The 12,994-nt window shown below is 35.4% G+C and carries 12 protein-coding genes; 4 read left to right on the top strand and 8 right to left on the bottom strand.

Annotated features, from left to right (window positions below):
* Window positions 1-129: 129 nt before the first annotated feature.
* Entirely contained in the window at window positions 130-882 is a 753-nt protein-coding gene (locus ILYOP_RS08540) for a YebC/PmpR family DNA-binding transcriptional regulator (protein WP_013388138.1), read from the top strand.
* 155 nt (window positions 883-1,037) lie between these two features.
* Here the strand turns inward: ILYOP_RS08540 and ILYOP_RS08535 are convergent, their stop codons facing one another.
* The 5 genes from ILYOP_RS08535 to ILYOP_RS08515 all read right to left on the bottom strand — a co-directional run bounded on the left by ILYOP_RS08535 (window position 1,038) and on the right by ILYOP_RS08515 (window position 7,503).
* A complete protein-coding gene (locus tag ILYOP_RS08535; RefSeq protein WP_013388137.1) occupies window positions 1,038-2,750 on the bottom strand; it encodes a proline--tRNA ligase in 1,713 nt (570 codons plus the stop codon).
* A 79-nt stretch (window positions 2,751-2,829) separates the two neighbouring features.
* Window positions 2,830-3,939, bottom strand: a complete 1,110-nt coding sequence (locus ILYOP_RS08530; protein WP_013388136.1) for a type IV pilus twitching motility protein PilT — start codon at window positions 3,937-3,939, stop codon at window positions 2,830-2,832.
* A gap of 15 nt (window positions 3,940-3,954) precedes the next feature.
* A complete protein-coding gene (recG, locus tag ILYOP_RS08525; protein ID WP_013388135.1) occupies window positions 3,955-6,009 on the bottom strand; it encodes an ATP-dependent DNA helicase RecG in 2,055 nt (684 codons plus the stop codon).
* Window positions 6,010-6,276: 267 nt separating this feature from the next.
* Window positions 6,277-6,777, bottom strand: a complete 501-nt coding sequence (locus ILYOP_RS08520; protein ID WP_013388134.1) for a flavodoxin — start codon at window positions 6,775-6,777, stop codon at window positions 6,277-6,279.
* Window positions 6,778-6,798: 21 nt separating this feature from the next.
* Window positions 6,799-7,503: a tRNA threonylcarbamoyladenosine dehydratase gene (locus ILYOP_RS08515; protein WP_013388133.1), complete on the bottom strand. Its 705-nt coding sequence runs from the start codon at window positions 7,501-7,503 to the stop codon at window positions 6,799-6,801.
* A gap of 239 nt (window positions 7,504-7,742) precedes the next feature.
* On the opposite strand from ILYOP_RS08515, the gene trxA (ILYOP_RS08510) reads away from it, so the two are divergent.
* A complete protein-coding gene (trxA, locus tag ILYOP_RS08510; RefSeq protein ID WP_013388132.1) occupies window positions 7,743-8,057 on the top strand; it encodes a thioredoxin in 315 nt (104 codons plus the stop codon).
* Between the two features lie 54 nt (window positions 8,058-8,111).
* Window positions 8,112-8,426, top strand: coding sequence for a thioredoxin (gene trxA, locus ILYOP_RS08505; protein WP_013388131.1), 315 nt, complete (start codon window positions 8,112-8,114; stop codon window positions 8,424-8,426).
* Between the two features lie 24 nt (window positions 8,427-8,450).
* On the opposite strand, the gene gdhA is transcribed toward trxA (ILYOP_RS08505), so the two are convergent.
* A complete protein-coding gene (gdhA, locus tag ILYOP_RS08500) occupies window positions 8,451-9,791 on the bottom strand; it encodes an NADP-specific glutamate dehydrogenase (protein ID WP_013388130.1) in 1,341 nt (446 codons plus the stop codon).
* A 197-nt stretch (window positions 9,792-9,988) separates the two neighbouring features.
* Here gdhA and ILYOP_RS08495 point away from each other — a divergent pair, with 197 nt between their 5' ends.
* A complete protein-coding gene (locus ILYOP_RS08495) occupies window positions 9,989-11,011 on the top strand; it encodes a branched-chain amino acid aminotransferase (protein ID WP_013388129.1) in 1,023 nt (340 codons plus the stop codon).
* Window positions 11,012-11,682: 671 nt separating this feature from the next.
* Here ILYOP_RS08495 and ILYOP_RS08490 read toward each other — a convergent pair.
* Window positions 11,683-12,018, bottom strand: coding sequence for a DUF3870 domain-containing protein (locus tag ILYOP_RS08490; RefSeq protein WP_013388128.1), 336 nt, complete (start codon window positions 12,016-12,018; stop codon window positions 11,683-11,685).
* A gap of 229 nt (window positions 12,019-12,247) precedes the next feature.
* Window positions 12,248-12,922: a hypothetical protein gene (locus ILYOP_RS15205; protein WP_013388127.1), complete on the bottom strand. Its 675-nt coding sequence runs from the start codon at window positions 12,920-12,922 to the stop codon at window positions 12,248-12,250.
* Window positions 12,923-12,994 lie beyond the last annotated feature (72 nt).

Here is a 12,994-nt window from a genome sequence, read left to right as displayed (position 1 = left end):
TTGTCTATTAAAAAATAATTTTTGATAATATGAAGCTAGAAAGACAAATAAGTTTTCGCTAAGTTGAAAAATAAAAAATGATGTGATAAAATATTTAGTGAATTTTAAATAAAATTGGGAGGTATTATCGTGGCAGGACATAGTAAATGGTCGAACATAAAGCATAGAAAAGGTGCTCAGGATAAAAAAAGAGCCAAATTATTCACAAAACTTGGAAAAGAACTTACAATATCAGCAAAAGAAGGGGGAGGAGATATAAACTTCAACCCTAGACTTAGACTGGCTTTAGAAAAAGCAAGATCAGGAAATATGCCAAAGGATAATATAGATAGAGCCATAAAAAAAGGTACCGGAGAACTTGAAGGAGTTGAGTACGTAGAGATAAGATATGAAGGATACGGTCCATCAGGAACTGCCTTTATAGTTGACGTAGTTACTGACAACAAAAACAGATCAGCATCTTCAGTGAGATCTACTTTTTCCAAAAGAGGAGGAAATCTAGGATCTGACGGAGCTGTAGCATGGATGTTTAATAAAAACGGACTTATAGAAATACCTGCTGAGGGAATAGATGAAGAAGAACTTATGATGACTGCATTAGAAGCAGGAGCAGAGGATGTAAAGCTTGAAGATGAGACCTTTGAAGTGATTACAGACCCGGCAGATTTTCAGACTGTATTAGATTCTCTTGTAGAAGCTGGCTATAAGTATGAGGAAGCAGAGGTAACTATGATTCCTGAAAACAAAGTGGAGATAACAGATGAAGATACAGCGAAAAAAGTTTTTGGTCTTTTTGAAGCCTTAGAAGACATCGATGATGTAGATGACGTTTACTCAAACTTTGACATTCCAGATGAGATAATGGAAAAAATAATGGGATAAATCTAAAAAATACCTGTATTTTACAGGTATTTTTATTTTTATGGATATTATGAAAATTAATATTTTTTCGGAATTTCCTATGCTATTTCTCGGGATATCTGAAAAATATAGAATAAAAAAAGAGACGGTTTAAGACCGTCTCATGTTTTTATATATTAATATTTTTTCATAAGCTCTTTTATTGTAGTTACAACTTCTTCTGATTTAACATCTAAAGTTTCACCGGTTTTTCTTATTTTAATCTCTATTATACCTTCTGCGGCCTGTTTTCCAGAAACAACTTTGAAAGGGAATCCTATAAGGTCTGCATCTTTAAATTTAAACCCGGGTCTTTCATTTCTATCGTCTAACACTGTGTCTATTCCAGCTTCTAGAAGTTCGGTATAGATTTTTTCTCCAAGAGCGACCTGATCTTTGTTTTTCATGTTTGCAGGAACTACATCTACAACATACGGAGCTATTGCCGATGGCCAGATTATTCCGTTTTCGTCGTAGTTTTGTTCTATGGCAGCTGCAGTTGTCCTAGAGACCCCTATACCATAGCAACCCATCATCATTACATTGCTTTTTCCATTTACATCAAGGAAAGTTGCTTTCATAGATTCTGAGTATTTTGTCCCTAGCTTGAATACGTGTCCAGTTTCGATACCTCTAGCACTGCTTAAAGTACCGGAACATCTAGGACATCCCTCATCTTTTTTTACAGTTCTGATATCTCCTATGATATCAGCCTCGTAATCTCTTCCGTAGTTTACGTTGATGTAGTGGGTGTCCATTTTGTTTCCGCCAGCTGTGTGATTAACTATCTTAAGTACAGTCTCATCAGCAACGAGAAAAATATTATCAGCATCTAAATTATATGGTCCCATGTACCCTTTTTTCAGATTGAGATCTTCAAGTTCAGAATCTGTAAGCATAAGCAATTCACTTGCATTAAGAAGGTTTTTCAGCTTAACTTCATTTATTTCATAGTCCCCTCTCATAAGAACCATATACACCTTTTCAGAACCTATATCTTTAAACATTATAGCCTTTACAGTCTGAGATGTCTCAATCCCGAGATGCTCTGCTATATCTTCTATTTTTGAGATGTTTGGAGTATCCAAAAGCTCTGCCTGCAGTAATTCCTTCTCATATTCAGGAATAAAAGCTACACTTTCAGCTTTTTCAAGGTTTGCAGCATATCCACATGAGTCACAGTAGATTATCTCATCTTCACCAGATTCTGCAAGAACATGGAATTCCTGAGAACCAGATCCACCGATAGCACCTGAATCTGCTTCTACAGACCTAAATTTTAGTCCGCATCTTTCAAATATTCTAGTATAAGCTGCCTTCATATTTTCAAATTCATTATCAAGACACTCTTCAGATGCGTGGAAAGAATAGGCATCTTTCATCAGAAACTCTCTACTTCTCATAAGACCAAATCTAGGTCTTCTTTCATCTCTGAATTTTGTTTGTATCTGATATAAGTTCATAGGAAGGGACTTATATGAAGAGATATCATTTCTTACGATATCGGTTATAACCTCTTCATGAGTCGGTCCTAAGACAAACTCTCTGTCATGTCTGTCTTTTATTCTCATCATTTCAGGACCCATAGTGTCCCATCTTCCTGACTCCTGCCATATTTCAGATGGCTGAAGTACCGGCATGAATATCTCCTGAGACCCGGCTCTTTCCATCTCTTCTCTTACGATTTTTTCAACTTTTCTAAGCGCTTTATATCCTAAAGGTAGGTAAGTATAAACACCACTGGCTAGTTTTTTTATCATTCCTGCTCTGAGCATTAGTTTGTGACTGATTACCTCTGCATCTTTAGGGGTCTCTTTTAGCGTCTTTACGTAAAGATTGCTAAATTTCATTCCCTTCCCTCCGTTTCTATATTATGTATGTGAAAACTTTATAAATCCTTAGTTTAACCTAGCCAGTATACTATATTTTTTAGTTTTCTTCAACCATTTCATTGAACATATCTGCCATGGAAGAAAAGCTCACACCTCTTCTCAGAAGCTCGATATCCTTCTTAACTGTTGCAAATTTTAGGGCAGTATCATATGTGATTACCCCTTCATTATATAAGTCAATAAGAGACTGATCAAAAGTCTGCATTCCGTTACTGTCTTTTCCGTCGGCAATATACTTTGGTATTTGAGCAGTTCCTTCACTTGTTAAGATGAGCTCTCTTATGGTAGGAGAGTTTATCATAACTTCATTGGCGGCTCTTCTTTTGTCATCTACAGTAGGAACCAGTCTCTGAGAGATTATACCTCTTATATTTTCAGAAAGTTGATATCTGATCTGCTTATGTCTCTCTTCTGGGAAGAAATCTATTATTCTAGAGATTGTCTGATATGCATTTATTGTATGAAGGGTAGATATAACAAGGTGTCCTGTCTCAGATGCCTTTATGGCAGCTTCCATAGTCTCCCTGTCTCTAAGCTCCCCTAAAAAGATCACGTCTGGGTCCTGTCTCAATACGTACTTTAGGGCAGATTCGAAGGATACCACGTCTGAACCGATCTCTTTTTGTGCCACAATACAGCTTTGATCTTTAAAAAGGTATTCTATAGGGTCTTCTATTGTTATTATGTTTTTGGTATAGTGGCTGTTGATAAAGTTTATCATAGCCGCAACAGTAGTAGACTTACCACTTCCTGTGGCTCCTGTTACCAGAACAAGACCATTTTTCGTATCGACGATATCCTTTAGAGAAGCTGGAAGATTGAGTTCATCGATATCAGGAGAATCATTATTTATCATTCTCATTACCATCATATATGATCCTCTCTGGTAGGAAAGATTTACCCTGAATCTGGCAAGACCTGGAACTGCATAGGCAAAGTCAGTGGTAAGCTCCTCTTTTAGTTCTTTTTCCCTCTTTGGGTTCATGAGGGGAGTTATCAACTCTTCCATATAATCTTTTGTTATAGTTTCTCCTTCGAGATAAAACAGCTCACCATTTACTCTGACTACAGGTCTGATTCCTACTTTAAGGTGAAGATCGGATCCTTTTAAATCTACGAGTTTTTGCGTATACATCTGTATTTTCATAGCTACCTCCAATAATTAAAGATTCTCTAGAAACTTGTTGTCTATATCAATTCTGAGATGGGTGTTTTTTATCTTTCCGCTGTTTTTTCTCAGATATTCATAGGCAATATCCCTGACCATTTTAATTGTTTTCACATCATGTATTATATCTATAAACTTAAGGTCGCTGAAACCACTTTGCCTTATACCGAAGATTTCACCTGGCTTTCTAAGGCGAAGGTCCTCTTCAGCTATTTTGAATCCGTCAGTTGTAGACTCCATAATCATAAGCCTTGATTTTGAGACGTCATTGTCTGTCTCAGAAAAAAGAAAGCAGTAGGAGGGATGTATTCCTCTCCCCACTCTTCCCCTCAGCTGGTGAAGGGCAGACAGACCGAATCTTTCGGTGTTGTTTATGACCATTATAGAGGCATTGGGGACGTTTATTCCCACCTCTATAACTGTAGTAGCAACCAGAATGTCCAGTTTGTGATTTTTAAAAAAATGCATTATTTCGTCCTTTTCGCTGTTTTTCATCCTTCCGTGGAGGAGACCTGCCCTGCACTGGGGAAACCTTCTTGTAACCTCTTTAAACAGTTCTTGGACCGATTTGAAGCTGAGTTTTTCACTCTCCTCTATAAGGGGGGCAACAAAGTAAGCCTGCCTTCCCTCCGTTAGTTTTTTCTGGATAAAAGAGTAGGCCTTTTCTGCATCACTGCTGCTATTTATCCATTTGGTTTTTACAGGAGTCCTTCCTGGAGGCATCTCATCTATAATGGATACATCTAAATCCCCGTAGATGCTAAGGGCTAAAGAACGTGGTATAGGGGTTGCACTCATTACAATAAGGTTTGCAATGACTCCCTTTTCCCGGAGTTTTTTTCGCTGAATTACTCCGAATCTATGCTGTTCGTCTATAACGATTAATCCGAGTTTGTGAAATTCCACGTTGTCCTCTATAAGGGAGTGAGTCCCTACAATAAGATCTATTTTACCGTTCTTAATATCTTCTAGAATGGCATCTTTTTTCCTGCCTTTTACACTTCCTGTGAGTAGCTCTACCCTTATCCCTAGCTCGAGGAGGGTATCTGCTATGGAAAGATAGTGCTGGGTGGCCAGTATCTCTGTAGGAGCCATAAAAACACCCTGATAGGAGTTTTCTATCATATATAGGAGCATTATCACTGCCACAATGGTCTTTCCGCTTCCCACATCTCCCTGAAGCAATCGGTTTATAATTTTTCCGTTATTTAGCTCTTTATAAATCTCTGTAACGACTCTCTTTTGTGCCTTTGTAAGGCTGTAACCCAGGTTTCCTAGGAATTTTTTTACGAGATTTTTATTGTCTTCTAAAACGTACATCTCATTATTCATTGAATCTATTGCAAATCTTTTTTCTAAAATTCCAGTTTCTAAAATTAAGAGTTCCTCTATAGCAAAACGTCTCTTAGCTTCCTCTATATCTCTTGTGTTTTTGGGAAAATGTATATCCTTCAAAGCCTTTTTTCGGTCTGCTATACTGTATTTTTTTAATATCTCCTCTGGAATGTTTTCCTGGAAAAGTTCAGTATAAGAATCAAGAGCTGTTTTTACTATTTTTCTGAGGGATCTTTGGTTGAAGTCTTTGTTGGAGCTATATATAGGCAGGATTTCCTTGCTAACCCCCTTACTTTCAGCATATTTTCTGTATTCAGGGTTAGTCATCTGATAATTGTATCCTCTTTTCACATTTCCGATAAATATATATTCGTCTCCCATTTTTAGGGATTTTTTCAAATAAGGCATCTGAAACCACACAAGTTCTACAAAACCTGTTCCGTCAGAGACTTTTGCCTTTATCATGGTTTTTCTGGTTCTTGTTCTCAAAGTTTCTATACCAAAGAGTTTACCTTTTATAACGGCGTACTCTCCCTCTTTTAGTTGATTAATACTTTTAAAATTAGTTCTGTCTTCGTAATTTCTGGGGAAATAGTAAAAAAGGTCGTATAAGGTAACTATCCCAAGATTTTTTAGTTTTTCTATGCTTTTATCTGTAATACCCTTGAGTTCAAAGTTGCCCAAGGGTTCAAAAACTCTGTCGTATCTTTCCATATCCACCGCCAATCAAAGGTTTATACATATATTAAATAGATATTATCTTAAAGAGTCATCTTTGTCAAAAGTTCAACGAAATAAGTTTGGTGATCATATTTTAATTATAAATTTTTCATTCCATTATTTAATTTTACCACTATTTTTAAAATATCCTGTGACTATATTCTAAAACTTATGAACGGATTATTTTTATGAAAAACGTAATATCAGGAAAAAGCTTGCCATAAGTGGTTTTTCTGAAATAAAAAAAGGAGCATCAGCTCCTTAATTAAACAATGGTTTTATATCTTCTAACCAGTCATATATCCTGTCTGGAGTCAAGTCATCTTGATTTTCTTCATCTAAAACCAAGCCCATAAACTTTCCGTCTACCAGAGCTTCACACTCTTTAAAGAAGTACCCATCTGTTGAAGTAAAACCAACTATTTTACCGCCATTTTCAATAACTGTATCATAGAGTATTTTTATAGCACCTACAAAAGTTTCACCAAAGGTGGTCTGGTTTCCTATTCCCACAAGGGCAACTGTTTTTCCAGTAAAATCAACCGATTTAAATTCTTCAAAGACTTTTACCCAGTCATCCTGCAGTTCCCCTACTCCGTAAGAGGGGACAGCTAAAATAAGGTTCTCGTACTTAGAAAGATCAGAGATTCCATCGACTACATTGTGTACATCTGCAAGTTCTCCTAGATTAAATTCTATCTCATCTACCACACCTACTGTTTTTCCAGAAGTGGATCCGTAATATAGACCTATTTTTTTCATAAAATTCTCCTTTTTTATGGATTAAATTCTGCAGAGATCCTTTGTAACTTCAGAGGCAATTATAAGTCCTGCCACAGAAGGGACAAAAGAGGCACTGCCAACATTGATTTTTTTTTCTCTGCTGTTTTGGTCGTTTAAAGGCTTTTTTGGGACCTCTTTTGAAAAGATAACCTTTACTTTACCAATACGTCTTTTTTTCAGTTCTTTTCTCATAACCTTTGCAAGGGGACAAACAGATGTTTTGGAAATATCCGCTACTTCCAGCATCGTTGGATTTAATTTGTTTCCAGTTCCCATAGAAGAGACCACAGGTATATTTTTTTTCTTGCATATCTCTATAAGATCAAGTTTGCATGACACCAAGTCGATGGCATCTATGGCATAATCATAGTCTTTGTTTTGAAAAAACATCTCTTCTGTATCTTTGGAAAATTTTTCTATGTATGAATTGATTTTCACATTTGGGTTTATTGAAAGAGCCCTTTCTTTTATCAAATCTGCTTTTTTTCTTCCGATACTTTCATGAGTTGCGATAATCTGACGGTTTAGATTTGTGATGTCTACAGAATCGAAATCCACCACTGAGATCTCCCCTATACCTGCTCTAACAAGGGCCTCAACAGTGAATCCACCTACTCCTCCCAGACCAAAAATAATAACGTGAGAATTTTTCAGTTTTTCTATTTTTTCTTTTCCTATTAAAAGTTCTAATCTTTGAAACTGCATATAACCACCTATAATAAATAATTATTTATCTTTTTAATAAAGATTATACAGGAACTTATAAAAAAATTCAATAATTAACTTTATATTTCAAAGTTTTTTAGAGGAAAAATAAGGTTAATTTAATATAAAGTTAAAAGGAATTATGAGTGTAGAATTGATTGACAAAAGTTTCAGTGGATGATACATTATGAGAATATAATGTTTTCAAAGTAGTAATTTGATTGATAGGAGGAATAACAATGAGTAAAGTTATCCAGTTAGACGAAGCTACATTTAAAACAGAAGTACTAGAAGGAAAGGGAGTCGTATTAGTAGACTTCTGGGCATCTTGGTGTGGACCTTGTAAAATGCTGGGACCAATTTTAGAGGAACTTTCAGAAGAAGTTACAGCCAATATATGTAAGGTGAATGTTGATGAGTATTCAGGTCTTGCAGCTGAATACGGAATCAGAAGCATACCTACAATGATAGTATTTAAAGATGGAAAAAAAGTAGATCAATTAGTAGGTCTTATGCAAAAGCCTGCTCTTAAAGAAAAATTAGAATCATATTAAAAAAACTCCCTTAGGGAGTTTTTTAATATATAAATTTGAGTAGGTGGATAAATTATGGGTAAGGCTATAGAACTAAATGAAGCTGCCTTTAAAAAAGAGGCACTAGAAGGAAAAGGGGTAGTATTAGTGGATTTTTGGGCCCCATGGTGTGGTCCGTGTGAGATGATGGAACCATTTTTTGATGAGCTATCAGACGAAGTTCATGCTAAAATATGTAAGGTAAACGTAGATGAATATCCGGCTATTGCATCTGAATATGGTATTAGGAGTATACCGGCAATGCTGGTATTTAAAGATGGCCATAAAATAGATCAACTGACTGGTTTCATGCATAAGGATGATCTCAGAGAAAAACTTGAAGCATATTAAAAAAACTCCCTTGTGGGAGTTTTTTTAATATGCTATTCCTTGATCATACATGGCACTTGCTACTTTTACAAATCCGGCAATGTTTGCACCGGCTACCAGATTGTTTTCAAAGCCATATTTTTTTGCAGTTTCATGTGTGTTTTTAAAAATATCTTTCATAATCTCTTTTAACTTTGAATCAACCTCTTCAAAAGTCCAGGAATATCTCATGCTATTCTGACTCATTTCAAGCCCCGAAGTAGCAACCCCTCCTGCATTGGATGCCTTTCCAGGAGCAAAAACTAAATTCTTTTTTATGAAAAGATGAACTGCCTCTGGAGTGCAAGGCATATTTGCCCCCTCTCCCACAGCAAAGCATCCGTTTTCAATAAGAGTCTTGGCGGCATTTTCGTCTAGTTCATTCTGAGTGGCACAAGGAAGGGCAATGTCACATTTGACACTCCATATATTAGAACTTCCTTCTGTGTATACAGCTTCTGGGTGGTATTTCAGATATTCATTTATTCTTTTTCTTCCCACTTCTTTTATTTTTTTCATTGTTTCTAGATTGATTCCTTGAGAGTCATAAATATAACCCTTTGAATCACTCATAGCCACAACCTTTCCACCTAACTGAGATGCTTTTTCTGCAGCATAAATAGCAACGTTTCCAGATCCAGATACAACAACGATAGAATCATTGAAGGACTTGTTCTTGATGTTATTTAATGCCTCTTCCATGAAGTAGCATACTCCGTAACCTGTGGCCTGGGTTCTTACGAGACTTCCTCCATAATTTAGACCCTTTCCGGTTAATACTCCTGTAAATTCATTTTTAATTTTTTTGTACATTCCGAACATATAGCCGATCTCTCTTTTACCGACCCCTATATCACCTGCAGGGACATCTGTATCGGCCCCTATATGTCTAGATAACTCTAGCATGAAGCTCTGACAGAATCTCATTACCTCTCTGTCTGACTTTCCTTTAGGATCAAAATCTGAGCCTCCCTTTCCTCCACCCATAGGAAGTCCTGTGAGGGAATTCTTAAAAATCTGTTCAAATCCCAGAAATTTTATAATTCCGGGATATACAGATGGGTGAAATCTAAGTCCTCCTTTGTAAGGACCTATGGCACTATTGAATTGAACCCTCATACCTCTGTTTACCTGTACTTTTCCATTGTCATCTATCCAAGGAACCCTGAAAAAAATCTGTCTTTCAGGTTCAACTATTCTCTGAAATACTCCTGCCTCAACCCACTCAGGATGCATTTTTGCAACAGGTTCTAATGATTCAAAAACCTCTTCTACAGCCTGGTGAAATTCAGGTTCGTATGGATCTCTTTTTTTTACATTTGAAAGAACTTCTGATAAGATACTCATTTTGTGACCTCCTTTATATTTAAGCTAGAAATAATCAGGTTTGAAGCTGTTTTATTTTTTTATCCAAATTATATATTAGAGATTATAGCATTTATCTTTTTTTATTGTTGAAAAAATTATGTTGATTAATTTGACAAAGAAGCATATTATAGTATAATTTATATTTGATTTGTTAAACTAAACAGGGGGGATTTTCAATGAATAAAGAGATTGACTGGAAAGAATTGGGGTTTAGCTATATCAAGGCAGACTATAGTTTTGTAGCTTACTACAAGGACGGGAAATGGGATGATGGAAATCTTGTAACAGATGATAAGATAACTATAAGTCAGGCTTCTCCATGTCTTCATTATGGACAGCAGTGTTTTGAGGGACTAAAGGCTTACAGGCATAAAAATGGGGAAATATGCATGTTTAGACCTGATGAAAACTCAAAAAGAATGAATATAAGCTGTGAAAGAATTCTTATGCCTACAATACCAGAAGAATTTTTTATAGAGTCATGTAAGAGAGTGGTAAAGGCAAATGAAAGATTTGTTCCTCCATATGGAAGCGGAGCCACACTTTATATAAGACCTTATATTATAGGTGTAGGTGACAATATAGGGGTTTCTCCTGCTAAGGAATATATATTCGGAATTTTTGTAATGCCAGTGGGACCTTATTTCAAAGGTGGAATGAGTCCGGTTAATTTCATAACTACAGAATATGACAGAGCTGCTCCTATGGGAACAGGTTCTGTAAAAGTCGGAGGGAATTACGCAGGAAGTTTGATGCCACATGAGGAAGCAGTAAAAAAGGGGTATGCTGACTGTATATATCTAGATCCTGCCACACATACAAAAATTGAAGAGGTTGGGGCAGCTAATTTCTTTGGGATTACAAAGGACAATGTTTTTGTAACACCGAAGTCACCTTCTATTTTACAAAGTATTACAAGAAAATCATTGGTATACATTGCAGAAAATTATATGGGAATGAAGGTAGAGCAAAGAGATGTACCTATAGACAGTATAGATGAGTTTATCGAAGCCGGTGCATGTGGAACGGCAGCAGTTATATCTCCTATCGGAGCAGTAAGTCACAAAGGGAAAAAACATGTTTTCTACAGTGAAACTGAAGTTGGAGAGGTTACAAAGAAATTATATAACACTCTTACAGGAATACAAACTGGAGATGTCGAAGCTCCTGAAGGTTGGATAGAAAAGGTAAATTTATAAATTTTATTTTTTAAACATAGAAAATTTTTATATTGAAATTTGAGATGAGTTTCCCAGGGGATTTTTAGAATTATTATCCTTTGAGGAGCTCCTTTTTTTTGATTTTTAATTAAATTATTGAATTTCTCCGAAAGGCTGTGTTACTTTCTTTGCTTGCCCAAAGAAAGTAACCAAAGAAAAGGCACCCCAAAAAAATACCTAAAATCACTTCTGAACTAACTTTCTATTGAAATATAGTCGGTAAACCTCCTTATTTCAATGAAAGTGGATTTCACAAGATGATTTCTTAACGGTATTTTTTAAAGGGGGGAATTAAAATCTTTAAATAATTTTTTTAAATCTTTTGAAATTCTTTTGGCCATTGATAAAATAAGCGTTAAGAATAACCGCAGTGAAATCCTTAGAAAAAATCGACTGTCTGAGCAAAGCGAGTTTCGAGTTTTTCTTGGATTTTCAAGGTTATTTAGCTTATTTTTCACAGGCCTTGATTTTTGGTTACTTTTCATCAAGGAAAAGTAACGGAACTTTGGATAAAGTCAGTAATTTACTAAAAATTCGAAATAAAATAAAAAAGTCAGACTGAATTTTTAACGAATTGTTAAAAAAGCGGTCCGACTAAAAAATTTTACTTTAAATCATTGAAAGAGTATTTAAAATTAAGAGTTATAATTTTAATTTTTTTCTTCTAAATTCTTTCTGTTTTCAATAGCCTTTAGATATCTGTCATAGCATATTTTCATTGCGACAATAAGAGCCTTTCTTGCAGAACCATGATATTCGCTTTTAAACCGGTACTCTAGAGCTTGAAGGTCTGTTATCTTTTCTCCCACAAGAATGTCATTAATATGCCGTCTTGCCAACGAAATAACCAGATTGGTGTCAGCTTCTAAGATCTTTCCGGTGGTAGCATCTACCAATAAACTTAAGCCTATAACTGAATAAACGTCAGAACCTGCAATTCCCCCCGGAATTTTTGAATATCCTGTAACCAAAACTTTATTTTCCATTAAGCCCACCCCAACATCATTATAAAATATTTTGATAAATACACCATCAATCCTATATTCCAATAATTACTAAATTTTCGACCTTTTATTATATATAAGGTATATATTACCACAAAAAATGATTTTAATCAAACATATACTTTCATCAGTACAATAAGTTTACAACGAGAATTTAAAGAACTCATATAGTACAAGAAATTTTGAAAAAAATAAAAAAAAGGCAGAATTTTTAAAATTCTGCCTCTAGGAAAAATGTGTAAAAATTTGATCCGCCGTCTACATTGTTTATTGTTCCGAATATTCCAGAACGGTGAGAAACCCCTATACCTGCATAGTAGTTCTCTAAGGCGTTCCACCTTGTGATGTCTCGCAGGTTAAAGGCGACTGTAAGATCTATATAGTTGAGAAAATAAGAGTCACTTTTTCTCTCTTTTCTGTTGGTGTTTTGTATCTCAAGATCGAGTTTTTCATCTACGTATGATATCCCCTCTCCGAGACCGACCCTTGTTCTTACGAAATTTTTCCAAGGGAAGTTTTTCCAGTAGGCTTTTACTCCTCCGTTTACCTGAAATGTATCTATTCCTGAAAGAGTTTCTGGAGAAGTATAACTTCCATTTGGATTTTCAATATCCTGACTGTGGTAGAAAAAGCTAGTGAAAAGAGTGAAATCCAAGGAATCGTTGACAAGATTTCTTGCTATGTATTTTTCCAGCTGAATACCGTCTAATGAGCTGTTTTGTTCATCATGTATGTTTTCCTGGAGTGATATGATATTTCCAAAAGTCGAGTATGATCCCTCTCCATGGACCAAACGGATAATATACTGGTTTTCCTTTTCAACTTTTTCTTCTGCAAAAACTGTTGTAGAGATTAGAATAAAGAATAAAATTAAAAACTTTTTCAAAACAAATCCTCCCTTTAAAAAATAATATATTAAAAAATTAAAATTTATATTTTATTAAAGCACTGCAGACAG

Source organism: Ilyobacter polytropus DSM 2926, from assembly GCF_000165505.1.
Taxonomy (GTDB): Bacteria; Fusobacteriota; Fusobacteriia; order Fusobacteriales; family Fusobacteriaceae; genus Ilyobacter; species Ilyobacter polytropus.
Note: the sequence above shows the minus strand (reverse complement) of the source record. Positions and strands in the feature narration are given on the sequence as shown.

Excerpts from the sequence above, each read along its gene's own strand:
- ILYOP_RS08520 (WP_013388134.1), bottom strand. The coding sequence starts at position 6,777 with ATGAAAAAAATAGGTCTATATTACGGATCCACTTCTGGAAAAACAGTA.
- ILYOP_RS08490 (WP_013388128.1), bottom strand. The coding sequence starts at position 12,018 with ATGGAAAATAAAGTTTTGGTTACAGGATATTCAAAAATTCCGGGGGGA.
- trxA (WP_013388131.1), top strand. The coding sequence starts at position 8,112 with ATGGGTAAGGCTATAGAACTAAATGAAGCTGCCTTTAAAAAAGAGGCA.
- ILYOP_RS08515 (WP_013388133.1), bottom strand. The coding sequence starts at position 7,503 with ATGCAGTTTCAAAGATTAGAACTTTTAATAGGAAAAGAAAAAATAGAA.
- ILYOP_RS08530 (WP_013388136.1), bottom strand. The coding sequence starts at position 3,939 with ATGAAAATACAGATGTATACGCAAAAACTCGTAGATTTAAAAGGATCC.
- ILYOP_RS08535 (WP_013388137.1), bottom strand. The coding sequence starts at position 2,750 with ATGAAATTTAGCAATCTTTACGTAAAGACGCTAAAAGAGACCCCTAAA.
- trxA (WP_013388132.1), top strand. The coding sequence starts at position 7,743 with ATGAGTAAAGTTATCCAGTTAGACGAAGCTACATTTAAAACAGAAGTA.
- ILYOP_RS08495 (WP_013388129.1), top strand. The coding sequence starts at position 9,989 with ATGAATAAAGAGATTGACTGGAAAGAATTGGGGTTTAGCTATATCAAG.
- recG (WP_013388135.1), bottom strand. The coding sequence starts at position 6,009 with ATGGAAAGATACGACAGAGTTTTTGAACCCTTGGGCAACTTTGAACTC.
- gdhA (WP_013388130.1), bottom strand. The coding sequence starts at position 9,791 with ATGAGTATCTTATCAGAAGTTCTTTCAAATGTAAAAAAAAGAGATCCA.